Genomic DNA, 23029 nt, shown 5'->3' with positions numbered 1-23029 from the left:
TAAATTTATTAAAACAATCCTTTAATATATATAAGGAGTTTTTAGGAATTAGAATTTTTTGGTGCAAGCTGTGTTAAAATAATGCAAATCTTAAAGGACATTTTATGCGTTTTGGAAAAATTGATTATTTAAACCTTCTGCCCTTTGAAGTGTTTGTGCGTGCTTATCCAAAACCTTCACAATTTCAGCTTTTTTACCATCAAAAAAAATCCTATCCTGCGCATTTAAATAGGGAATTTTTATTTGGGCGCATTGATGCGGGATTTCTCTCATCTATCACTGCTTTAAGGGCGCAAAAGGAGAAGTTTCACATAACAAATGTTGGAATCATAGCGCGTAAAAAAGTGATTAGCGTGATTTGTTTGCCAAAAGAGCAGGGTGAGGATTATCAATCTGCAACTTCCAATGCGCTTTTAAAGGTTTTAGGATTGCAAGGGCGCGTGCTTATTGGCGATAGAGCGTTGGTAGAAGTGCTACAGCAAGAGCAAGATTATAGGAAAAATGGGAAGGAGATTATGTATTTGGATATGGGAGAAAAATGGGTGCAAAGAGAGCATTTACCTTTTGTGTTTGGGCGATTGTGTGTTAGAGAGAATCGTGCATTTTATACAAAGTTAATGTGTGCATTTGTTAAGAAAAATGTTAAGATTCCATATTTTATGCTTAAAAATGCAGAATCCAAAAGCGGAGTTAAAAGCAAAGAGATTAGAAATTATCTTAAAGTTTTGTCCTATAAGATTGATAAAAAAGCGCAATTTGGAGTGGAGCGATTTTATAGAATATTGCGTATTTTAGGAATCAAACCGCCAACAAGATTTTAAAGGTGGATTTGAAAAATTTTGACAATTTTTGATTTTAAACTAAAATGTAGGTTTAATTCAATATAATGCTACCCTTTGAATTTTAAAAAATCCCAAATGGGTTTTTAGGAGTAGCAATGGAGCAGACATTATCTATTATCAAGCCTGATGCGGTGCAAAAAAATGTGATTGGGAAAATTGTTGATAGATTTGAGAGCAATGGTTTAAAAATTGTAGCAATGAAAAAAATCAGACTTAGTAGAAATGATGCAAAAGAATTTTATGCAGTGCATAAGGAGCGTCCTTTCTTTGAAGATTTAGTGGATTTTATGGTGAGCGGACCTGTTGTTGTGATGGTGCTTGAAGGACTAAATGCTGTGGCTAAAAATCGTGAGCTAATGGGAGCTACAAATCCAAAAGAAGCAGCTGCTGGAACGATTCGTGCGGATTTTGCTGATAGCATTGATGCAAATGCAGTGCACGGAAGCGATAGCCTAGAGAATGCACAAAGAGAGATTGCATTCTTCTTTTCAACAAGAGAAATTTGTTAGTTAATGCAATTGGCTTTTCAAAAAGCATTCCAAACTTGTAAAAACGGAGAAAAGATTCCATTTTTAGTAGAGAGTGATGACAAAAAAGCACATTTAGAAGGCATTCTCTTTTATGATAAGAGCCACTTTGATTTGCTGAAACTAAAAGGAATCTTAAAAGGAAGCATTACTCTAATCTGTGATATTAGCGGAGAAGAGTATGAAAAAACACTCTATGAGCATTTAGAGTTTTATCTTAGTGATGGCATTGTGCATTTAGACAATGCGCATTTTGAAGATGTGATTGAGTGTGAAAATGGTAATATTGATTTAAGCGAAATTTTAAAGGGCGAGTTAGAGATGATTCGCTGTGATTATCACATAAAAGACGATTAATTTTTTAAGGAGTAACAAATGGCAGTACCAAAAAGACGCGTAAGTAAAACAAGAGCAGCAAAGAGAAGAACGCATTATAAGCTAACATTGGCAGTTCCCATCAAAGATAAAGATGGCACTTGGAAGATGCCACATCGTGTGAATAAATTTACTGGAAATTATAAGAGTAACTAAAACTAGGGCATAATGATGAAGATTGCCGTAGATGCAATGGGTGGAGATTTTGGGTCTGCACCACTTGTGCAAGGCTCACTGCAAGCACTTAAAGAGCGTGATTTTACGCTGGTGCTTGTGGGTGATGCACAAGTGATTAAGCCTTTAATTCCTGTCAATTTACAAGGTAGAGTGGAAGTTGTGCATTGTGATGATTATATTGCAATGGAAGATGGAGCAACTTCTGCGCTAAAGCGTAAAGGAAGCTCCATTTATGTTGCAATGGAAATGCTAAAAAATAAAGTTGCAGATGCAGTTGTGTCTGCTGGGCATAGCGGTGCTACAATGAGTTTAGCCACACTTAAGATTGGACGGCTAAATAATGTCTTGCGCCCTGCAATTTGCACTCTAATGCCGCGTATTGATGGAAATAAGAGTTTGGTTTTAGATGTCGGTGCAAATGCGGATTGTAAGCCGGAAAATTTGTTTGAGTTTGGAATTATGGGTTATGAATATGCAAAGGCGATTTTAAACTATCCTAAAGTGCGCATTGGATTGCTTGCAAATGGTGAAGAGGAGTGCAAGGGTAATGAGATGACAAAAATTGCATTTGAACTTCTGAAAAAGCATCCAAATTTTGTGGGTAATGTGGAAGGGAATAATATTTTTGATGGCAATGTAGAAGTGATTGTCTGTGATGGTTTTGTGGGAAATGCTGTGTTAAAGGCAAGCGAAGGTGTTGCAAATTCCATTTCTTTTTTGCTTAAAAAACATATTAAAGCTTCCCCTATTGGAATCTTTGGTGCATTGTTTATGCAAAATGTGTTTAAAAAGCTTAAAAAACAAATTGATTATGCTGAATATGGCGGTGCACCGCTTTTAGGAGTGAATGGCAATGTGATTATCTGCCACGGAAAAAGCAATGCAAAGGCAATGAAAAATGCTGTGTTTCAAGCAATCTTAGCCTATGAAAATGCTGTGAATCATAACATTGAAATTGCACTAGAGCAATTTAAGGATTAGAAGGAGAAACCAATGGAGAAGCCTATATATGCGAGTTTAAACTCCATTGGTGCGTATGTTCCAAGTCAAATTATTACAAATAATGCTCTCTCTAAAATTGTGGACACTAGCGATGAGTGGATCACTAAGCGCACAGGGATTAAAGAGCGTAGATTTGCTGATGGAAATGAAGCCACAAGCGATCTTGCAACAAAGGCTGCAAAAATAGCAATGAAGCGTGCAAATCTAAAGCCTAGCGATATAGATGCAGTCATTGTTGCGACAATTTCTCCGGATTATTTTTGTATGCCTTCAACTGCCTGTGTTGTGGCGCATAATTTAGGGATTATTGGGAAGCCTGCATTTGATATTGCAGCGGCGTGTAGTGGGTTTATTTATCTGCTTTATTTAGCAAAATCTTTGATTGTATCAAGGGTGCATAGAAATGTCCTGATTATTGGTGCTGAAAAGCTTTCAAGCATTATGGATATGCAAGATAGAAGCACTTGCGTGCTTTTTGGTGATGGAGCAGGTGCGGCAATTATTGGTGTAACGGAGGATAAGAATCTTAGTATTTTAGATGTGAATTGTGCGTCAAATGGGCAATATCAAGATTTTTTAATGACTCCAGGCTGTGGGAGTCGCAATCCTGCAAATGATAGAGTTTTACAAGAACGCTTGCAATTTATTAAGATGAAGGGGAATGAAACTTTTAAATTGGCTGTTAAAACACTCACGCAAGATGTGGTTGAAATTTTAGAAAGAAATCAGATTAGTAAAGATTCCATTGATTTTTTTATCCCCCATCAAGCAAATTTGCGCATTATTTCTGCTGTGGGTGATGCGCTAGATTTTCCTAAAGAAAAAGTCGCTTTAACGGTGCAAAAATACGGCAACACTTCTGCTGCTTCAATCCCTATGGCGATGAATGATTTGTATGAAGAAGGTAGAATCCAAAAAGGTTCAAGGCTTCTTTTAGACGCTTTTGGGGGCGGTTTAACTTGGGGCTCTGTGATTCTTACTTTTAATGGCAAATAATCTAATACACAAGCGTTTCGCGTAAAAGGTCTAAAACATTCACTTCTTTGCCCAATTTTCTTTGGTAAATCACATAATTTGCAAGGACTTTTTTTCCGTAAATGCGAGATTCTTCATAAGGAATCATTTCCATACTATACCAAGGATCTAGGGGATTATTCTTTTTAAAGAGATAGTTTTTAGCAAGCAAGCGGCGTGTAAAGCCTGGTCCTCCGTTGTAAGCATAAGAGATAAAAAGTGGATGGTTAAATTCCTTGATTAAAGGGCGGGTAAAATATTCTGCATAAGGAACATTAATGGCAGGATCAAACATATCAAGATAACTGATTTTATGCTCTTGTTTTAACTCTTTAGCGATAGCTTTGACATTAAAAGGCATAAGCTGCATAAGTCCTAGCGCATAAGAAGTAGAAATTGCCGTTGGGATAAATAGACTTTCTTGCCTTGCAAGAGCATAAAGCAGTGCTTGCTTATCGTTTGAAAAGTTGGAAAACACTTCTTTATAAGGCATTAAAAAATATTCTTTGCTAAAATCGCGTGAGAGCCATACATAATGCGCCTCAGTTTCTGCGCTATGCGTTTTTAATAAGAGTTTTTTAGCAGAATATTCATTGGATGTTTTTAGGGCTTTAAAAGAATCGCGGATTCTCTCCCATTCAAAGGGATTTTTAAAATCCCAATTTGCATTTTTTGCTTTTATGGGAATGTCATAAACAATGTTGTAATTTGGGTGTTTTTCAAGCATTTCAAGGCTTGCAAGGCTATAGACATCTACGCTTTTAGATTGAGTAAGTTCTTGTAAATAGAGTTCGTCATTGCTTGCTAAAAAAGCCCAAAATGTTGAGCGGTTTTTGTTAAAGGAGTGTTTTGATAGTTTTTGGGAGTGTAGAAAATAAGAAAGTGCTTGCTCCTTTTTGTCATAGTGCATTGCATTTAAGCCTAGATAAAAGGAAGTTTCTGCATCAAGTCTATTAATGATACTTTGGGATTTGATTGTTGTTAGTGAAGCATTGAAGGTTTTAAGATTTGGCGAGAGAATCATATGCTTTAAAGCGCGATTAAAATTGCCATCGTTTTCATTGATGAGTCTTATGATTGTATCTTGTGGAATCTTAATATTTAAATGGTTGCGATAATTCTGTGAAACGCTAAAATAAAAGCTTCCAAAAGTTTTAGCATCTTGTGCAATTAAAGTTTCAAAAGGATTTTTAGAAGCTAGAATTTGTAATTCTTTAGAAAGCTTTAGATTATGCGGTTTGACACTATCTGAGAGCTTTTTAAGTGTTTTTTTATCAAGGGATTCTGCTTTTTTGGTGGTTAGTCCCAATGCAATACATTGTGCATCTTCTTTTAAAAGATTATTAAGGGGCATTTGTTCGCAGATTGTTTTGCGTGAGAGTGTTTTATTATCACCTTTTTTAAAGTAGAGTCCAAAGAGTTTTGGATTTTTGCGCATAGCAAGATCATAGGCTTCTTTTGCTTCTTTTGGCGTAATGTCTTGTTGTAAGAATAGCCAAATGTAAAAATCCCTTGAGATTCCAGCAGGTTGTTTTTTAAGATAGTCTAAAGTGATGTTTTGATTGAGTGTAATTTCTTGGGTTTTTGTGGGTTGTGTATTGGCAAATGTAAAGCTAACGCAACATAAAAAAAATACAAGTTTTTTCATTAATAGCCTTTAGATACTGCGTGCAAACTCAAAGAGAAGTTGCACAACAAATAAATCAATGAATTTTAGCACTAAAATGACTAAAATTGGCGTTAAATCCACTCCACCAATTGATGTTGGAATAATGCGCCGAATTTTTGTGTAGAGCGGTTCAGTTAAACGATAGAGAATCTGCACAATAGGATTATAAGGGTCTGGACGCACCCAAGAGATGAGGGCTGCAATGATAATGATCCAGATGTAGATGTTGATTGCCATACTTAAAATTTGCGCAAAGGCTTGAATAAAAGTGCTTAAAATCATTTTAATTCCTTAAAATATCATCTAAATACAAACGCAAATATGGAAAAAGGTCGCTAAGTTCTGGTCCGTGTATGTGTCCTGTTAGCAAAAACCGCAAAGACTTAAAGAAGTGCTTGCCCTTTAATCCGCTTATTTGCATTGCCTGTGTTTTAAAGGAATTAAATTCTGCCCTTTTAAAATCTTGTTCTTTTAAGAGAGAGAGAAGGGCTAGTTGCAAAGTATCAATAGAATCTTTAAATTCTAAAATCTCTTGTGCTTCTTGGTTTTTGGATTCCAACTTTTGCTCTAAAAGTAGGGCTTTTTTGGCAAAAATGCAGTCCACTTTTTGGCGGATTTCATTAAGTGTGCTTGCTTCTTGTAAATACAGCTTTGCTAATGCGCCAATTGTGGAATCCTTATAGCCTAAAAGCACTGCTAAATCTTGCTCGCTAAGTTTTTTAAAATGCTCTCTATTTAGGAATTTTAGCTTATCAATATCAAAATGCGCCGGAGCTTTGGCGATTTTTGTAATGTCAAACCATTTAAAAGTATCCTTTAGGCTAAAGACTTCACAAGGCGTTTTATTCCCCATTAGCACGAGATAATTCACAATCGCCTGTGGCAAAAACCCGCAATCTAAGAGCCATTGCACACTAGAAGCATTATCCCTTTTGCTCATTTTTTTGCCTTCTTCATTAAGGATTATCGGCAAATGCGCAAATTTAATGGTTTTTTCATAGTTTAAATAATGGTGGATTAGCATTTGTTTGGGCGTATTACTTACATGATCTTCTCCACGGACGATACAATCAATATCATAGAGCATATCATCAACCGCACAGGCAAAATTATAAGTTGGGATTCCATCTTCTTTTAAGATGATAAAACTCTCAATTTCATTAGGCGCAAAAACAATATCTCCTTTAATGGCATCGTGGAATGATATTTGCTTGCTAGGGGCTTTTAAACGCACAACAGGGCGTGGATTTTTGTCTTTTTCAAGCTCTGCCCAAGAGTCATCATAGCGGAATGCTTGGTGGTTTGCCTTTGCAATTTCGCGTTTATTGTCTAAAAATTCCTTTGTGCAATAGCAATAAAATGCGTTTTTTTGTTGGATTAAATACTCTGCTAATTGGCGATGGCGTTCAAAATTATGGCTTTGATACACAAGATTATCCCAAGTGATGCCAAAAAGATTGAGCAAAAACATAATATCTTTGTCTTTGCCTTCAATGTTGCGCGCTATATCTGTGTCTTCAATGCGGAGCAAAAATTTCTCATTGCGTTGCTTGGCTAAAATGTAGTTAAACACAGCGGCACGCAAATTTCCTGTGTGCATATCGCCTGTTGGGCTTGGTGCAAATCGTAGCATCTTAAAACCTTGTGTTAAAATCTTGGGATTTTAGCATAAGCAAAATTAAAATAGCACCTTAAACTTGAAGTTTAGACAAATTGGTAGCGACTATCTTGGCGAATATCATAGAGGTTTTTTGGATTCTGGTTTGCTAAGATTAAAGGTTAAAATTGGTGGAACAAAGGGATAAAATCCCATAAACATAAACCATTCCCTATTGTATTTAAAAGTTGTGTGCGTGTTTGCATCAATGATTGTTTGAACAAAATCTTCGTAGTCTTGCGTGGAATCTGTGTAAAACTCATTAGAATATAGGCTTAGGATTTTGCGTTTGCAATAGGGATCTTGGATAATATCTTCTATGCCGATATTAAAAAAGACATTAAAGGTTGGGTCTAAAATCTGCCATTGATTGTGGGTTTTAACTTCTAAAAATCCGTGCGACCAGCCTAAAATATCAGAGTATCCTATCGCGTGCGATTCTAATCCAAAATACTCCAAAAGCCAAAAGAGCGCATAGGGTTTTTGCCCGCAATGTCCGTATTCTAGCTTTGTAAAATATTCATAGAGATTTTTAAAATCTATGTTTTCTTGAATATCGTTTGGCGTGTAGTGCTTGGTTTTGTGGATAAAGTCGTTTAAATACAAATAGATGGCGAGTTCTTTTTGGATCCCACGCACTTGTAATTCTTGTTGTAAGTGTTTTTCTTGTTTGTTAAAATTTTGTTTTAAAGTATTAAGAAGTTTGTCTAAATCTTTTGTTGCTGGTGTGCGGGGGGGGGGGCAAATTAATGGATTAAGATTATAGCATTAAATGGGAGATTCCATAAATAATTCCTACAATTCCTATGCCACATAGCACAAGGTCGCTAAAAAGGGTGATAAGCCTTTGGAATCTCTCTAGTTTTGCTTTTTGTGCGAAATAGCTAAGAATAAGAAGTAAGCTAAAATCAAGCAATATCCAAAGGAATGCTAAAAGAATAATGCTAAAGATTATAGAATCTGTTATGCCTATAAATTGCGGAAAAAATGCGATGAAAAACAAAATATCCTTAGGATTGCTAAGGCTTAGAAAAAGCCCTTGCATAAAGCATTTTCTAAGAGTCAATTGCGTGTGTGGGGTGGAGTTACTAGGCTGCTCTTTGGCTTTGCTAGCAAAAAGGGAGCTAAATCCTAGATAAAAGATAAAGCAAGAGCCAAGCAGGCTAAGTAGTGATAGCGCAAGGCTTGAAATGCGTGTCGCGCCTAAAATTACGGCAATGCTTAGAGAGATTAGCACAAGTGAGCCAAGATTTGTGCCACAGATGGTAAAAAATGCGCTTTTAAAGCTATTTTGTGGATTTTGCAAAGCATTTTTAATCACAAGGGCAACAACAGGTCCGGGCGTAGCAATAAGCGTGATGATTGAGATAAGATAGACAAAAAGAAGTTCAAAAGATAGCATTATATATCCTTAAATTACAAGCCTCCAAAGCGGCGATTGCGGGTTTTAAATGCTAAAAGCATTGATTCTAACTCTTCTTTGCTAAAATCTGGCCAAAGTGTTTGTGTGAAAAACAATTCTGCATAGGCGCTCTGCCATAAAAGGAAGTTTGAAAGGCGCATCTCTCCGCCTGTGCGTACTAGCATATCCACAGGCGGAATCTTAGCAGTATCAAGGGCATTTTCAATGGCTTCAATGCTAAGTGTTTCAAGGCGTAAAGCAGAAAGCTTTAAAAAGGCGCGACGCAACTCATCTTGTGAGCCATAATTTAAGGCTAGGATTTGTGTTAAGCCACTGCATTGCTCTTTTGTGGCAAGTTCTAAAGAGCAGATTTTTTCTTGTAATTGCGTGCTAAAAATGCTTAAATCGCCGATGGCTTTAAAGATGATATTATTGTTTAAATAAGTAGTAAATTTAGAATCTAAATATTCTTCAAGCAAGCGCATTAGAAAGTTTACTTCAGTTTTTGGGCGTTTCCAATTTTCTGTTGAAAACGCATAAAGACTTAAAAAAGCGATTCCATATTTGGCGCAAAACTCTGTGATTTGTTGGATTTTTTGTGCTCCAGCCTTATGTCCAAAAGTGCGTGTTTTAAGATGTTTTTTAGCCCATCTACCATTCCCATCCATAATGATTGCTAGATGTTTTGGCATTTAGCCCTCTAAATCCAACAAAGAGTCGCTAAACTCATAAAGTGGCACAATATTGCTATTAACATTGATGTGTGTTTTTTGAATAAAAGCTAAAGTATCTAAATTTCTACGCAAAAGATTTGCTACACTCTCATACATTACGCTAATATCTAAGCGCACGCCTTCTTTAAAGTCCCAAAGTAAGCCCCAAGTTGCGCCTAAGTTTGAAAATACAGAATAAAATTCTAAGCATTCTTGCTCTTTTATGCGTTTTTTTTTGAGCTGCATAAAACCATCTTTGCTGTCATCATAGCGGAGTGGTAGGGTTAAAACCTTATGCCTTAGGGACATTAGCATATGGCTAAGAAAGGCAAACTCCCATTTGGATTCCGCATTTGCTAGGCGTTCGGTTAAAAAGCCCTTCATCACATCAAAGGGATTTTCACTATTTTTTAAAAACTGCTCTAGAGTTTTTTCATTGAGTTTTAAAGGAATGTTGGAATCTTTGAGTAAATTTGGCTGTTTAATAAGGTTTGAAAGTGTGATAGAGCCTGTGCTTGTGCGTCCCATCATCGCCCAATATTTGCCGCCAATTTGGAGTTCTTTTAGGCTTTTTGTTTTCATTGCTGTGTTGCCCACTTTTAGCATATAGCGAATGCCTTGGAGCTTTTCCATCACTTCAAGCTTAATGGGCAATGTGGCGTTGAATTGCGTTGTTTTAGCGGAGTTTTGGAGTGTGTTTTGCACTTGGGCTAGTTGGTGCAATTGCTTAATCATAAATGCTCTGCCTGTTCTAAAATTTTAAATGCTAAACTTAGTTTATCGCACAATCCTAAATCTTTCGTCAATGTATTGCTCATCCATAAAAGTTGATTGTTGTTAGCATTTAAGGGATTATGTTCTTGTGTGATGGTGTTTAGACAAATGGCGTCTAAGCCCTTGTTTTTTAGGGCTTCTTTTGCGTTTTGGATTCCATCTTTGGATTCTAACTTAAAGCCGATGGTTTTTTGTGTTTTAGAGAGTGTTGCTAAAATGTCTTGGTTTTCAATTAATGAGAGATTCCAAACTTGTCCTAATTCTTGCTTTTTTAACTTCTCTTTAATTTGATTTTTAGGGATATAATCGCTAATTGCTGCGCTCATAAACAAAAAATTTTGTGTTTTAGATTCCAACTTTTGCCATTGTTGGATGGCTTTTAAATACTCTTGTGTGGATTCTACCTTTTTGATTGTTATTTCTAAGGGCAGGATAAAAGGGAATTTTGAGCTTATAAACTCCACTTTAGCCCCTAAAAAATAGGCAGCAAGGGCAATGCTAGCTCCCATTTTGCCGCTAGAATCATTAGAGAGATAGCGCACTGCATCAATACTTTCCTTGCTGCTGCCACCACTGACACACACACACGCCTGCTTCCAAAAAGGGTTTTGATAAAAGGCGCGCAAGATTTGATAGGCAATTTCTAAAGGCTCTGCTAATGCGCCATTTCCAATTGTTTGGCACGCTAACTCTTTGCATTGAGGGGCTATGAGTGCCATTTCTCTTTGCTGTAAAATCGCTAGAGATTCCATAGTTGCCTTGTTTTCTAGCATTTTTGTATTTGCTGCTGGGGCTATGAGTTTTATTTTATCAAAGGCTAAAAAACTTTCTAACAGCACATTATCTGCAATTCCATAGGCGATTTTATTAAGCGTATTTGCACTGCAGGGGGCAATTACAAAGGCATCTGCCCAAGTGGCAAGTTCAATGTGATTGTGAGGAATCTCTCCCCAACTTTGTGTGTTCTGCGTTAGTACGCTATGATGTGAAATGGCTTCAAAGAGTAAGGGTTGGATAAAATCCTGCGCTCCTTTGCTCATTACCACACGCACGCTTGCTCCTAGCTTTTGTAAGATTCTAATTAATTCTAAGCTTTTGTAAATTGCTACGCTACCACACACGCCAAGTGCAATTTTTTTATCTTTTAAGAGTTGTCCTAAGCTTTGGATTGTTTGATTTAGCTGTTCCATTCTTTTCCCTTTATCATTGCGCTTCTAATTCAAAATTCAAATCGTTTTGACTCGGAGCTTTGAAATTTTTTTTGTAGGGCTTTACATAGCCTAAATCCACAAGCGCATTTGAGAGTTTTGCAAGCACAGGACCACCAGCTCCGCTACCACTTCCGCCGTGTTCTACAATGATGGTGATCACATAGCGCGGATTATCTGCTGGTAAAAATCCTGTAATCCAAGCTTGGGAGCGGTGAAAATAGTCCATATCCTCTTCTTTGATTCTTGCTTTGTCTTCTTGAGAGATTCCAACAACTTGTGCAGTTCCCGTTTTGCAGGCTAAATAAGCTTTAGATTCTCTTGTCGTGTAGTTTGCTGTGCCGCCAATTTCAGAACACACTTGGCGCATTCCTTCACGCAAGGCTGGGAGTTTGCTTTGTTCAAAGGCATTTAACACATCTTTTGGTGGTGTTTCTTGTGTATTTTTGACAAAATGGGGAGTAGGGAGCTTGCCGCTTGCAATTAGGGCGGTGTAGTTTGCAATTTGTAAGGGTGTGGTTAGAAAGAGCCCTTGTCCAATAGAGCTAACAACACTATCGCCTAAATACCATTCTTGTTTATAACGCTTTTTTTTAAAGGAGGGGCTTGGCACGATTCCGGCAAATTCATTGGGTAAATCCACTCCTGTTTTTGTGCCTAAACCCATTTTTTTTAATACATTAGCAATGTTTTCAAAGTCTGTGCGCTGGGCTAGGATATAAAAATACACATCCACACTGCGTTTGATTGCCTTGTATAAATCAGCACTGCCGTGCCCCTCCTTTTTCCAATCGCGAAATTTGCGCCCACCTAATTCAATGAAAGGTGGGGTTTTAATTTCTGTATTTTCATCAATATCAGCATACTCTAAAAGTGCTAATCCCATTCCCATCTTTACCACAGAACCGGGAGGATATAAGCCATTTATAAATTTATTAATTAGAGGTTTATGGGGGTTACCACGCAGGGCATTCCAATTCTCATAAGAGATTCCGCCTACAAAATGGTTTAAATCGTATTCTGGATAGCTTCCTGCTGCTAGAATCTCGCCATTGTGTATGTCCATAATGATAGCTGCACCATTTTTATCTGTAAAGATGGAATCCATTGTTTTTTGGAGTTTTATATCAAGGGTTGTAATAAGATTGCGGTTTTCAACAGCTTCTTTATAGGAAAGCACGCCCACTTCTTGATTGAGGGCGGTAACTTTTACCACACGCTCACCAAGCTCTCCTTGCAAAAAGGTATCATATTGGCGTTCTAATCCTTCTTTGCCAATATGCCCTGTGTATTTGGCAATGGGCTGACGCTCAATGTCTTGTTGGTTGGCGCGACTAACATAACCAATGATATGGGAAGCTGCTGTGTGGTTAGGATAAAATCGGCGCGCTAGAGGGATTATGCGCAGTGTATCACTTCGGCTAAGTTTGGGATAATGTTTTAAAATTGTGCTATGTTCTACAAAATCAATCACAGAAATAAATTCGTGATTATAAGGGGAATCTTTTTGGCGGTATTTCTTAATTAGCTCTTCTTTAGAGTATTCTGGAAAAAAGACTAAAAGTTTTTCTATCTCTTGCTCTAAAAGGGGCAAATTAGTGCGTAAAGATAGGCGTGGGGGCAAAGAAATGCTAAAGCCTACGGTATTTGTTGCAAGAGGCAATCCGTTGCGGTCTAAAATCTGCCCGCGAATGGGAGCAATGGGTTCTTGGCGGAGCATATTTTTACTTGCTTGCTCTTCAAAATTATGATGTTCTAAAATGCTAATGTCAAAGATTCTAACAAGCAGTAAAAGCCAAAACAACACAAAAATGCTAAAGACTAAAATAATGCGTGCGTTCATCTATAAAATCCACAAAAAAATCCAAATTAAAAACATTTCAATTCCAGCATAGAGTGCTAAAAGCCAAGAAAATTCTGGAATGGATGCATCAAAAAGCCATCCAAAAAAGTAAAGGAAAGCAAAATAACCAAAATATGCATAAAAAATAAATAATGGAATGAAAATCTTGCTAAAGCCAAAGAATTTACGGAACTTTGGGAGTAGAATCTTAAAAGAGAAGAGCATAAATAAAAGCGTGCTAAGGAAGGGTAGCCCTTTATTTGCTTCAAAATAAATAAAAAGAGGAATTAAAATGTAGAAGATTCCAAAGTTTTTTTCTTCATATTTTTCTTGCGCTAGAACATAGGCTACCCCAAAAAGTGGCGGCAAAAGGTAATAAATATCTGTAATTGCAACATAAAAAATAAAAAAAACTAAGAAAAAGATTCTTAGATTTCTTTTATCAGTGCTATTTCTTCGCATAGTGGAAAGTGTTTGCATAAAATACAATCCGCCCAAATTTTTTGATTAGGAATTTTATCTTTGCTAATTTCTATAAAATTTAGTTTTTCAAAGAGTGTGCGCTTATAAGTTAGCACTAAAATTTCTTTTACTCCAAGCAATTTAGCTTCCTTTTGGCAATCTTTAATCAGTGCTGTGGCAATACCTAGCCTTTGAGCAAAGGGGGCAACGATTAAACTTCTAATTTCAGCTAATGTGGTAGAATGCAAATGCAAGGCGCAAAAGCCTAGCATTACAGGGTTATTAAGCGCACTTAAGGGTTTGTTTTCTAAGATTAGCTTGCCAAAGTTGGAATCCAAAAATTCCTTCTTTTCTAAAACTTCTTGTTCCTCCCAAGCTACGCGGTAAGAGCGAATCATATTTGCCATCACATCTACGCTACGCTCTAAAATCACGCCTTTTTCTACTTCTGGGCGGACAATTTCACGCATTATTGGAATATCATTGAGTTTTGGTTGTGCGATAATCATAAGGCATATCCTAATGTGTTTGCTACAATAAAATCTGCAATTTTAGGAGTGTTTTGTCTTTTTAGGGAGCTTGAAAATAAAGCATTGGGAAATGCGCTTTTGAGTTTATTTTGCTCACTAACATTGAGTTTATCAAATTTTGTAAAAATCTGCACAAAGCGTTGATCCCCTCTTAAAAATTGCTTAACAAAGGCAAGCAGATTTGTATCAATTTCTAAATTAGGATGTCTGCTGTCCCTTAGATGCACAAATAATCTAATACAATCCCTTTTGCGCAGAAATTCTACTAAATTGCGATTCCATAATTCCTTTTGGCTTTTTGCAACCCTTGCATAGCCAAAACCGGGCAAATCTACAAACATAAGCTTTAAAATCTCTTGTTGCGTAGAATTGTTTATGGAATCTTTTGTGGAATCTTGCAAGTTTGCCTTCCATTGCGTTAAAAAGAAATTTATTAAGCGTGTTTTTCCCGGAGTAGAAGAACTTTTTGCTAGATTTTTTTGATGGCATAAGAGATTAATGAGTGTGCTTTTGCCCACATTGCTCCGTCCTAGAAATGCAACTTCTGAAAGCACTGGCGGAGGGCATTGTGAGAGGTTTTGCGCTGAGGTTATGAAGCTTGCATTGGTTAGGCTAAAATTTTGCATCATTGCTCTTTATCTAGCTTAAAAATTAGCCGTGCGGGTTTTTTTTCATTGCCTACAACATTAATATAGCCATCTTTTTGGCGAACAATGATTTTATCACCACGCACAACATTTTTCTTATTAAGTTCACGCACAATTGCATTGCCTAAAATTTGATATTCTTGCGTGTTTGGCAAATACAAAGCCTCGTTAGATTCTCCTTCAATTTGCCTTCCGTCTTTTAACTTAAACCAAAAGCGCACATTGCCAAGGGCTTGCATTTTGCTAGGGCGATTGTTGGAATCTAAATACACAAAAGCTTCATTGGAAACTAAACGATCGCTAGAGCGCTTAATTTCCACATTTCCTTTAAGATGCGTGAATTTTTTTTTCTCATCGCCCACAAACTCTTGTGCGCTGACTTCAATTTCTTCAGAGAATGCAAAAAGTGCCAAAAATAGGATTCCTATTAAATATTTCATTGGTTTCCTTTTAAGATTCCGCGGATATTGATTGCATAGACTTTTTCGTCCTTATAAATAATGTTGCGTCCGCGGATTGTTGCGCTTTTGTCCAAAATGACAAATTCTCCTATGCCCTCTAAATTTTTAGAATCCAAATAATAGCGTGCTTGCTGACTCCAAAATTTTGTATTACCGCGCGTGTAAGTAACGCCCTGTGGAAAGAAGATATTATTATTGTTATAAAGTGCAAAATCTGCTTGGAGATGCTCTTGTGCATTGCCATTGCGATTTCTTACATTTAAGAATTCTAGTGCGTTTTCTTTATTAGCATTTTCTCTCGCTTTTTTTCCAATGGCTATGGTAGTTACACCATTTTCTGTGATTTTAAAATATTTAAAGTCAAAGACTTCAAAGCGTGTGATGTCTTTTTGGGTTTGTGTAATGTGTGTGTGTTTTGCGCTTAAAAGTAATACCATTGCAAAACTAAAACCACACAAAGCGATAAAAAAGAAGGTTACAAGTTGTGCGCTTTGGAAGGTTTTTAGGGGATTAAGTGAATAGCCCATAAAGTTTTGCCTCCAGATTTTCTTGTTTGATAAGTTCATCAATCATTGCGCGCACAGCACCTTTACCACCTTTTTGCTTCAACACTCTATGCACATTTTGCTTCACAAGCTTTGCTGCATCTTTGGGTGCATAAGAATGTTTTACAAGTTTAAGCATACTCAAATCATTTAAATCATCGCCAATGATTGCAACTTCATTAAGGTGAATGTTTGCCTGTGTTAAAATTTCTTTTAAGGCTTGTGCCTTGTTTTGAATGCCCTGTTTAATGTAGGTGATTTTTAGCTCTTTGGCGCGATTTTCAACAATTTTGGATTCTCTACCAGTAATGATTGCAACTTCTCTTCCAAGCTTAATCCAAGCAGCAATTCCTAAGCCATCTTTGACATTGAATGCTTTAATTTCTGTTCCTTCATCGCTATAAATAACATTCCCATCGCTTAAAGTTCCATCTACATCTAGCACAATAAGCTTAATCATAAGATGCCTTTTGTACTAGGGATTCCTAGGGCTTCATTTTTTGCATAGGCTCTGCGTAAGGCAACTGCAAAGGCTTTAAAGCAAGCTTCAATTAAATGGTGTTGGTTTTTGCCTCTTTTTGCAATAATATGCGCTGAGATTCCAGCATTTTGCACAACGGCACGGAAAAACTCTTCGACTAACTCACAATCAAACTCCCCAACCTTTCCGCTAACAGGGACTTCATACACTAAAAAGGGGCGGTTGCTTAAGTCTAAATCACATTCAACACAGGCTTCATCCATCACAATGCTTGCATTGCCAAAGCGTTCTATCTTGCTAAGGGGGAAAAGAGATGTTTTTAAGAGTGAGCCAATTACGATTCCACAATCCTCTACGCTGTGGTGAAAATCCACTTCTAAATCGCCTTTGCAGTTTAGGTTTAGATTCCAATTTGCGTGCTTACAGAGAGATTGTAGCATATGGTTAAAAAATCCAATTCCAGTTTGTATCTCTGCATTGCCACTACCATAGACTTCTAAAGAAGCTGTGGTTTGTGTTTCTTTTGTGTTGCGTGTTAATGTTTGCATAATCTTAACCTTAACTATTCTGCTGCAATGAATGCGCCTGCAATTTTTTGGGAAGCAATAAAATCTCTAGCCTCCGCTTCACTTTTAAAACCGCTTAACATTACGCGATAAATAGGTGAGCCTTCAAATAGGTATTCTTTAATGATGGTTTGATAGCCTTGAATGTTTGTATAGCTTTTTTGATAGGTTTGTGCACCTTCTTTGCGTCTAAATGCACCGATTTGGACAAGGAATTGCGAGAGTTGCATTGTTTTTTGCGTGGTTGTAACTTTGTATTCACTTTGTGCAAGGGTTTCTTGATTGAGCGGTAAAGAGTTTGAAATTGCTCCATTAAAGCCTATGACTTCCACGCGCACACGCGCTAAGCCTGTCATAGAAATGTCATTTGCAGCGGCTTTGGATAAATCAATGATTCTACCTGCTATGAAAGGACCTCTATCGTTAATGCGCACAATGGTGGATTTTCCATTTTCTTTACTTGTTACACGCACAATTGTGTTCATTGGCAAAGTTTTGTGTGCTGCAGTGTGTGCATACATATTATAAGTTTCTCCATTGGAAGTTTTTTTGCCGTGGAATTTAGGACCATACCAACTTGCGACTCCATCATAGCTTTCCCCTAGCGTTACTGTTGTAGGATAATACCATTTGCCATTAATTTGATAAGGACGCATTGTTGCTCTTTGCACCTGTGCGCTATTGTGCATAGTTCCATAATTTGGAGTGCTTCCGTTATAGGGAATGCTTATTTTCTTAGAGCCACAGCCAGCAAGCAATAAAAGTATGAAGCTTGCGACAAAAATTTTAAAAAAGATTCCAAAAGTTTGCATATTACCCCTTGTTTAATGGAATCACAATTTCTTGATTAATAGAGAGTGTGTGGATGTCTGTGATTCCATTGTATTGTGCGATTTGTTTGCTTGGAATGCCATAGCGTTTAGCAATAGAATACATCGTGTCTCCCTTTCCTACGCGATGCACAAGATAGGGTTTAAGTTTGATTGCTTCTTGGTTTTGTGCATTTTCTTTATATTGCGCTAAAAATTGATAGGGAATATGCACGCTATAAGTTCTAGCAAATGTTGGTGTAATGGCACGCTTAAATTGGGGATTGTAGCGTTTTAACTCGTTTAAAGAGATTCCAACTTTAGAAGAGATTTGGTTAAGGGGTGTAGCAGGTGGCACTTCAATGGTTGCTAAAAGAGAGTTTGCACCACGATTTAAGAAATAATCATAGTTGTTTGCTTTTAGGGTATTAATGTTGTGAAAAAGTAAAGAAACAGAAAGGATTTTACGAATATACATTCTGCTTTCTAACGGAATGTATTTTTCTTTTGGATCTAGTAGCACGCTTAGTGAGTCGCTTCCTGCTTTTTTAATTGCCCTTCTTAAGCATCCATCACCACAATTATAAGCAATTGCTGCGAGATACCATTTGCCAAAGGAAGATTTTAAATGTTTTAAATATGTGATGGCAGCTTGTGTGGATTTAATCGGATCTTTGCGTTCATCAATTTGCGCATTGATAGATAATCCTAAAGATTGTGCAGTTTTTGGTATGAATTGCCACATTCCAATGGCGCGTTTGCTAGATTTTGCAGTGAGAGAAAAGCCAGATTCTATCATTGCAAGATACAAAAATTCTTGTGGAATCCCTTCTTTTAGAAACATTTCTCTTAGTGTTGGAATGAATTCTTGCCCATTTTTGAATTTTGTTAGTAAATAATCTCTGTGCGCATCGGCAAAAAAGCTATTTTTGACATCAATAAAATAACTATTGTTTAAAAATTCTGGCTCAACATCAAAGGTTTTTAATACCTCTTCGTTGCGTGTATCATAGGTTAAATCATCAAATTGTGCATAATTTAATGTAAGCAAACAAAGCAACAGATAAAAAATTTTCATTTTGGGATAACCTTAAAATAAAGATAAGCTTAAAGAATATTTATTTTACCTAAAAAAACCTGATTTTTCAAGAAGCTGATTTGTGATGACTTTATAAAATTAAAGCGTTAATTAATCATTAAATAAGAATTGCATAGTAGATTGCATTTTTAAAGAATAAGTGGCGGACAGAGAGAGATTCGAACTCTCGGTAATCTTGCGACTACGCATCCTTAGCAGGGATGTGGTTTCAGCCAACTCACCCATCTGTCCTTAAGAAAAGAGAATGCTAATTGTAACAATTTTAAGTAAAAGGCAGCTTAAGTTTTTTCACTTGTGATGCCACTATTTTGTAGTGCTTCTGCTTGAAAATAAGCAACAATGGGGTCAATGACTGCGTCTAAGCCTCCACTTAACATTGTTTCTTCTAAACTATAAAGTGTAAGACCAACGCGGTGGTCTGTTAAGCGATTTTGTGGATAATTATAAGTGCGGATTCTCTCACTTCTATCCCCGCTTCCAACTTGAGATTTTCTAGCCTCTGCATTTTGCTCCATTTGCGCTTCAAGCTCTGCTTCATAAATCCTAGCTTTTAAGATTTTCATTGCTTTATCTTTATTTTTATGCTGGGATTTTTCATCTTGCATAGACACGCTAATCCCTGTTGGAATATGTGTGATTCTAACAGCAGAGTCTGTGGTATTAACACATTGTCCGCCGTGTCCGCCTGCGCGAAAAACTTCAATGCGCAAATCATTAGGATTAATCACAACTTCCACATCATCAACTTCTGGCATAATGGCAACTGTGATTGCTGAGGTATGCACTCTGCCTTGTGATTCTGTGGTAGGAACGCGTTGCACGCGGTGTGTTCCACCTTCAAATTTTAGCCTTGAATACGCACCTTTGCCCTTAACAAGCGCAATGACTTCTTTATAGCCTCCAACGCTATTTTCACTAGAGCTAATGATTTCTACTTTCCAACCCTTAAGGTCTGCATAGCGCACATAAGCACGGAATAAATCACCCACAAAAATCCCCGCTTCATCACCGCCCGTGCCTGCACGCAATTCTAAGTAAATGTTTTTATCATCATTAGGATCTTTTGGAAGTAATAAAGCTTTAATTTCTGCTTCTAATTCCACATTTTGTGCTTCTGTTTCTTTAATCTCTTCTTTTGCTAAATCGCCTAGCTCTTTATCCTCTAGTAAGGCTTTATTTTCTTCAATGCTTTGTAGATTGTTAAGATATGTGCGCGCTTTTTCTACAAGCTCTTCTAAGTCGCTTTGCTCTTTACTAAGTTCTGTAATGCGTTTAATATCATTTAAGAGATTAGGATCAATAAGCAATGCGCTAATTTCATCATAACGCTTGATAAAAGGCTGAAGTTTAGAAGCTAGCATATAAGGGCTTTAGGGAAAACAAACGCTGAGATTTAAGCGTTTGCTGGGGCAAGTTTTTTTACAGAAGCGTTTAGTCGGCTAACTTTTCTAGCAGCGGTATTTTTTGTTAGAATTCCTTTGCTAACATAGCTGTGGAAGTTTTGATTGATTTGTTGCATTGTTTCTTGCGCTTTATTTAAATCTTTTGCTTCGATGGCTTCCTTTAAAGCTCTTGTCATATTTTTAATTCTTGTTTTGTAATAGCGGTTTCTCTCGGTGCGCTTTTTTGTTTGACGGATGCGTTTTTCCGCTGATTTATGATTTGCCATAGGGTGTTAATCCTTTTATAAAAAATTTAAGCTAAAATTCTATTTAACATTTTATTAAAAGCAAATAAAAAGGCACAAGTATGAAATTATTTGGGACAGATGGCGTCAGAGGCGAAGCAGGAGTTAGACTTGATGCCTTTTGCGCCCTTAAGTTAGGAATTGCTGCTGGGATTTATTACAGAGAACACGCAAAAACAAATAAAATCCTAGTAGGTAAAGACACAAGGCGGAGTGGATATATGCTAGAAAATGCCCTTGTTAGCGGGCTTACAGCAGTGGGTTATGCAGTGATACAAATTGGTCCTATGCCAACACCTGCAATTGCGTATTTAACAGAAGATATGCGCTGTGATGGTGGGATAATGGTGAGTGCTAGCCATAATCCTTTTATGGATAATGGAATTAAGTTTTTTGGGCGGAGTGGATATAAGATTGATAAAAAAGATGAAGAAGCCATTGAGAAAATTTATAAGGATTTAAACACGCTTGAAGCAGCGCAAAAAAGCGGTAAAGAGATTGGCTCATCTAAAAGAATTGATGATGTAATAGGGCGTTATATTGTGCATATTAAAAATTCTTTTCCTAAAGATTTGTCTTTGCACGGAATCCGTGTTGTGCTTGATTGTGCAAATGGGGCGGCGTATAAGGTTGCGCCAACAATTTTTAGTGAGCTTGGGGCGGAAGTTTTTGTGATTAATGATGAACCAAATGGTTTTAATATTAATGAAAATTGTGGCGCAACGCAGCCCTTAATGTTACAAGAAGAAGTGCGGCGCGTGAGGGCGGATATTGGATTTGCACTTGATGGCGATGCAGATAGACTTGTAGTTGTTGATGAAAGGGGGGAAGTGATTCACGGAGATAAGTTAATTGGCGTGCTAGCATTAGCAGCAAAAGAATCTAAAATGCTAAAAAATAATGCTATTGTTGCAACTATTATGAGTAATTATGCCCTAGAAGAGTTTTTAAAATCTCACGGAATCGCACTTGTGCGCTCTAGCGTGGGCGATAAATATGTGCTTGAGGCAATGCTTGAGAAAGATTTAAATTTTGGTGGGGAGCAAAGTGGGCATATTATTTTTAGCGATTTTGCAAAAACAGGTGATGGTTTAGTGAGTGCTTTGCAAACAATCGCTTATGTTTTAAAGTCTAAAAAGCCCGCTTCTAAGGCGTTAAATTGCTTTAATCTTTATCCGCAGATTCTAAAAAATCTCTCTGTAAGTTCTAAGCCAAGTTTAGAAGCGTTAGAAAATTATCAAAGCTTTTTAAAATCTATTGAAGCACATAATATCCGCCATTTAATCCGTTATAGTGGGACAGAGAATAAATTGCGTATTTTGCTAGAAGGTAAAGATGTGAAACTTTTAGATAAAGCTATGCTAGAGTGTGAAGAGTATTTTAGGGGTAAAATTTGCTAAAAGGGGGCTTTAAAAATTCCGCTTGGCTTGGCTTTTGTGTTGCTTTGTGTGTTGTGTTTTTGCTAGATCAAGCAATTAAGTGGTATTTTGTCTTAAGCGGTTATCAGCAAGGTGATGTGATTTATGGTACAAATGTGATTTCTTTATTGCTTGTGTATAATAAAGGCGTGGCATTTTCAATGTTGGCATTCTTGCAAGAGTGGCTTAAGTATTTGCAAATTGCACTTTTAGTTGGAATCTTTTTTTATTTATGTAAGCATACAGAGATGTTAAAAGCGCATTCTATTGCACTTGGAATGATTTTTGGTGCGGGGATTTCTAATGTTTTAGACAGATTTATCCACGGCGGAGTGGTGGATTATATTTTTTGGCATTATAAATTTGAGTTTGCGATTTTTAATTTTGCTGATGTGATGATTAATGCAGGAGTTGCGTTGATTCTCTTTAATGTGTTTTTAAGCAAAAATAAAAGCGTGCCGTGATACAATGTATATTCTTTCAAATAACAAGGTCGCGTAGCTCAGTTGGTAGAGCACTACCTTGACATGGTAGTGGTCGCTGGTTCAAGTCCAGTCGTGGCCACCATTAAACATTTTAAATAAATTTAGAAATCCTAATTGAAAGCACTTTAAGAATGCTAATCTATAAAAATTATGAAAGAATTTAAACTATTAATCATTGCTTGAATATGAGTCTGATACCACTTACTACCCCAAGTTTCATTACTGCTAAGGGCTTGTTTAAACTTTGGCATAAGGGCGTTGTAGCTTAGGCAAGATTCTAAGATTTTAATTAAATCATCTGTGCTTAGGGGCAGAATCTGCATTCCTTTAATATGTGTTTTATCATTTTCAAAATAGCAATTTTGTCGGCTTCTAAAGTCGTTTAGGACATTTTTGTCTAAGTAAGGTGCGATAAATATGCCATAGCTTTGTGCTTGAATCTTAGAATCTAAACTTAGCAAAAGATTCCCCAAATGCCTTGACACGCTTTCCATTTCAGCCCTGCGTTGATTTGTCTTTTCTGTTAGTGTCGCTTCTATCATCAAATGATGATTATCATAAATATAAACAAAGTCCGCATTCCCTCCAACTGCGTGAGATTTTGGCAAGAGCTTAGAATCTAAACTAAGTCCTGCT

Annotated in this window: 28 protein-coding genes and 2 tRNA genes; 9 read left to right on the top strand and 21 right to left on the bottom strand. The window is 36.9% G+C overall.

Features of this window, described 5'->3' with window-relative positions; genetic code table 11:
- Positions 1-104 precede the first annotated feature (104 nt).
- From MRZ19_RS03355 to MRZ19_RS03330, 6 genes are all read left to right on the top strand, one after another.
- A complete protein-coding gene (locus MRZ19_RS03355) occupies positions 105-821 on the top strand; it encodes an MqnA/MqnD/SBP family protein (protein ID WP_291030329.1) in 717 nt (238 codons plus the stop codon).
- A gap of 116 nt (positions 822-937) precedes the next feature.
- Positions 938-1351 carry a nucleoside-diphosphate kinase gene (gene ndk, locus MRZ19_RS03350; RefSeq protein ID WP_291030327.1) on the top strand — a complete coding sequence of 138 codons (414 nt, stop codon included), beginning with the start codon at positions 938-940 and terminating at the stop codon, positions 1349-1351.
- Positions 1352-1354: 3 nt separating this feature from the next.
- Positions 1355-1726 (top strand): hypothetical protein, encoded by a 372-nt coding sequence (locus MRZ19_RS03345; RefSeq protein ID WP_291030325.1) that lies wholly within the window; start codon positions 1355-1357, stop codon positions 1724-1726.
- 18 nt (positions 1727-1744) lie between these two features.
- Positions 1745-1900 (top strand): 50S ribosomal protein L32, encoded by a 156-nt coding sequence (gene rpmF / locus MRZ19_RS03340; RefSeq protein WP_291030323.1) that lies wholly within the window; start codon positions 1745-1747, stop codon positions 1898-1900.
- Between the two features lie 12 nt (positions 1901-1912).
- Complete coding sequence (gene plsX, locus MRZ19_RS03335) at positions 1913-2902, top strand: phosphate acyltransferase PlsX (RefSeq protein ID WP_291030321.1); 990 nt, start codon at positions 1913-1915, stop codon at positions 2900-2902.
- A gap of 12 nt (positions 2903-2914) precedes the next feature.
- Positions 2915-3919, top strand: coding sequence for a beta-ketoacyl-ACP synthase III (locus MRZ19_RS03330; protein ID WP_291030319.1), 1005 nt, complete (start codon positions 2915-2917; stop codon positions 3917-3919).
- A 1-nt stretch (position 3920) separates the two neighbouring features.
- Here the strand turns inward: MRZ19_RS03330 and MRZ19_RS03325 are convergent, their stop codons facing one another.
- The 20 genes from MRZ19_RS03325 to rpsT form a co-directional block, all read right to left on the bottom strand.
- Positions 3921-5585 carry a lytic transglycosylase domain-containing protein gene (locus MRZ19_RS03325; protein ID WP_291030317.1) on the bottom strand — a complete coding sequence of 555 codons (1665 nt, stop codon included), beginning with the start codon at positions 5583-5585 and terminating at the stop codon, positions 3921-3923.
- 9 nt (positions 5586-5594) lie between these two features.
- Positions 5595-5888, bottom strand: coding sequence for a YggT family protein (locus MRZ19_RS03320; RefSeq protein WP_291030315.1), 294 nt, complete (start codon positions 5886-5888; stop codon positions 5595-5597).
- Between the two features lies 1 nt (position 5889).
- Positions 5890-7239, bottom strand: coding sequence for a glutamate--tRNA ligase (gene gltX, locus MRZ19_RS03315; RefSeq protein WP_291030313.1), 1350 nt, complete (start codon positions 7237-7239; stop codon positions 5890-5892).
- 105 nt (positions 7240-7344) lie between these two features.
- Positions 7345-7902 (bottom strand): hypothetical protein, encoded by a 558-nt coding sequence (locus tag MRZ19_RS03310; protein ID WP_291030311.1) that lies wholly within the window; start codon positions 7900-7902, stop codon positions 7345-7347.
- Between the two features lie 121 nt (positions 7903-8023).
- Positions 8024-8665, bottom strand: a complete 642-nt coding sequence (locus MRZ19_RS03305) for a LysE family translocator (protein WP_291030309.1) — start codon at positions 8663-8665, stop codon at positions 8024-8026.
- Positions 8666-8679: 14 nt separating this feature from the next.
- Positions 8680-9357 (bottom strand): di-trans,poly-cis-decaprenylcistransferase, encoded by a 678-nt coding sequence (locus tag MRZ19_RS03300; RefSeq protein ID WP_291030307.1) that lies wholly within the window; start codon positions 9355-9357, stop codon positions 8680-8682.
- On the bottom strand, positions 9358-10113 hold the full coding sequence (locus MRZ19_RS03295) for a hypothetical protein (RefSeq protein ID WP_291030305.1): 756 nt from the start codon (positions 10111-10113) through the stop codon (positions 9358-9360).
- Entirely contained in the window at positions 10110-11342 is a 1233-nt protein-coding gene (gene coaBC, locus MRZ19_RS03290) for a bifunctional phosphopantothenoylcysteine decarboxylase/phosphopantothenate--cysteine ligase CoaBC (protein WP_291030303.1), read from the bottom strand. The genes MRZ19_RS03295 and coaBC overlap by 4 nt, the downstream gene beginning before the upstream one ends.
- A 13-nt stretch (positions 11343-11355) precedes the next feature.
- A complete protein-coding gene (mrdA, locus tag MRZ19_RS03285; RefSeq protein WP_291030302.1) occupies positions 11356-13203 on the bottom strand; it encodes a penicillin-binding protein 2 in 1848 nt (615 codons plus the stop codon).
- Between the two features lie 428 nt (positions 13204-13631).
- The gene (locus tag MRZ19_RS03280; protein ID WP_291030300.1) at positions 13632-14174 is read right to left on the bottom strand and encodes a GNAT family N-acetyltransferase; all 543 of its coding nucleotides are present in this window, start codon (positions 14172-14174) and stop codon (positions 13632-13634) included.
- Positions 14171-14821, bottom strand: coding sequence for a ribosome biogenesis GTP-binding protein YihA/YsxC (gene yihA, locus MRZ19_RS03275; RefSeq protein WP_291030462.1), 651 nt, complete (start codon positions 14819-14821; stop codon positions 14171-14173). The genes MRZ19_RS03280 and yihA overlap by 4 nt, the downstream gene beginning before the upstream one ends.
- Complete coding sequence (lptA, locus tag MRZ19_RS03270) at positions 14821-15282, bottom strand: lipopolysaccharide transport periplasmic protein LptA (protein ID WP_291030298.1); 462 nt, start codon at positions 15280-15282, stop codon at positions 14821-14823. The genes yihA and lptA overlap by 1 nt, the downstream gene beginning before the upstream one ends.
- Complete coding sequence (locus tag MRZ19_RS03265) at positions 15279-15830, bottom strand: hypothetical protein (protein ID WP_291030296.1); 552 nt, start codon at positions 15828-15830, stop codon at positions 15279-15281. Before MRZ19_RS03265 ends, lptA begins: the two co-directional genes overlap by 4 nt.
- The gene (locus tag MRZ19_RS03260; protein WP_291030294.1) at positions 15814-16308 is read right to left on the bottom strand and encodes an HAD family hydrolase; all 495 of its coding nucleotides are present in this window, start codon (positions 16306-16308) and stop codon (positions 15814-15816) included. The genes MRZ19_RS03265 and MRZ19_RS03260 overlap by 17 nt, the downstream gene beginning before the upstream one ends.
- A complete protein-coding gene (gene hisB / locus MRZ19_RS03255; RefSeq protein WP_291030292.1) occupies positions 16305-16877 on the bottom strand; it encodes an imidazoleglycerol-phosphate dehydratase HisB in 573 nt (190 codons plus the stop codon). Before hisB ends, MRZ19_RS03260 begins: the two co-directional genes overlap by 4 nt.
- 14 nt (positions 16878-16891) lie before the next feature.
- A complete protein-coding gene (locus MRZ19_RS03250) occupies positions 16892-17707 on the bottom strand; it encodes a septal ring lytic transglycosylase RlpA family protein (RefSeq protein WP_291030290.1) in 816 nt (271 codons plus the stop codon).
- A 1-nt stretch (position 17708) separates the two neighbouring features.
- Entirely contained in the window at positions 17709-18782 is a 1074-nt protein-coding gene (locus MRZ19_RS03245; protein WP_291030288.1) for a transglycosylase SLT domain-containing protein, read from the bottom strand.
- A 161-nt stretch (positions 18783-18943) separates the two neighbouring features.
- Positions 18944-19034: transfer RNA gene (locus tag MRZ19_RS03240), tRNA-Ser, on the bottom strand.
- A 47-nt stretch (positions 19035-19081) separates the two neighbouring features.
- Positions 19082-20164: a peptide chain release factor 1 gene (gene prfA, locus MRZ19_RS03235; protein ID WP_291030286.1), complete on the bottom strand. Its 1083-nt coding sequence runs from the start codon at positions 20162-20164 to the stop codon at positions 19082-19084.
- A gap of 32 nt (positions 20165-20196) precedes the next feature.
- Entirely contained in the window at positions 20197-20472 is a 276-nt protein-coding gene (gene rpsT, locus MRZ19_RS03230; RefSeq protein WP_291030284.1) for a 30S ribosomal protein S20, read from the bottom strand.
- Between the two features lie 80 nt (positions 20473-20552).
- Here rpsT and glmM point away from each other — a divergent pair, with 80 nt between their 5' ends.
- From glmM to MRZ19_RS03215, 3 genes are all read left to right on the top strand, one after another.
- Positions 20553-21890, top strand: coding sequence for a phosphoglucosamine mutase (gene glmM, locus MRZ19_RS03225; RefSeq protein ID WP_291030282.1), 1338 nt, complete (start codon positions 20553-20555; stop codon positions 21888-21890).
- On the top strand, positions 21884-22372 hold the full coding sequence (gene lspA, locus MRZ19_RS03220) for a signal peptidase II (protein ID WP_291030280.1): 489 nt from the start codon (positions 21884-21886) through the stop codon (positions 22370-22372). Before glmM ends, lspA begins: the two co-directional genes overlap by 7 nt.
- Before the next feature lie 27 nt (positions 22373-22399).
- A tRNA-Val gene (locus MRZ19_RS03215) sits at positions 22400-22475 on the top strand.
- Between the two features lie 52 nt (positions 22476-22527).
- Here MRZ19_RS03215 and MRZ19_RS03210 read toward each other — a convergent pair.
- Positions 22528-23029, bottom strand: a 502-nt coding sequence (locus MRZ19_RS03210) for an AlwI family type II restriction endonuclease (RefSeq protein ID WP_291030278.1), incomplete at its 5' end; no start/stop codon positions are given.

The sequence above is a fragment of the Helicobacter sp. genome (assembly GCF_022770205.1).
Lineage (GTDB): Bacteria > Campylobacterota > Campylobacteria > Campylobacterales > Helicobacteraceae > Helicobacter_D.
The sequence above is the reverse complement of the archived record's forward strand: the minus strand, read 5'-3'. Positions and strand labels throughout refer to the sequence as shown.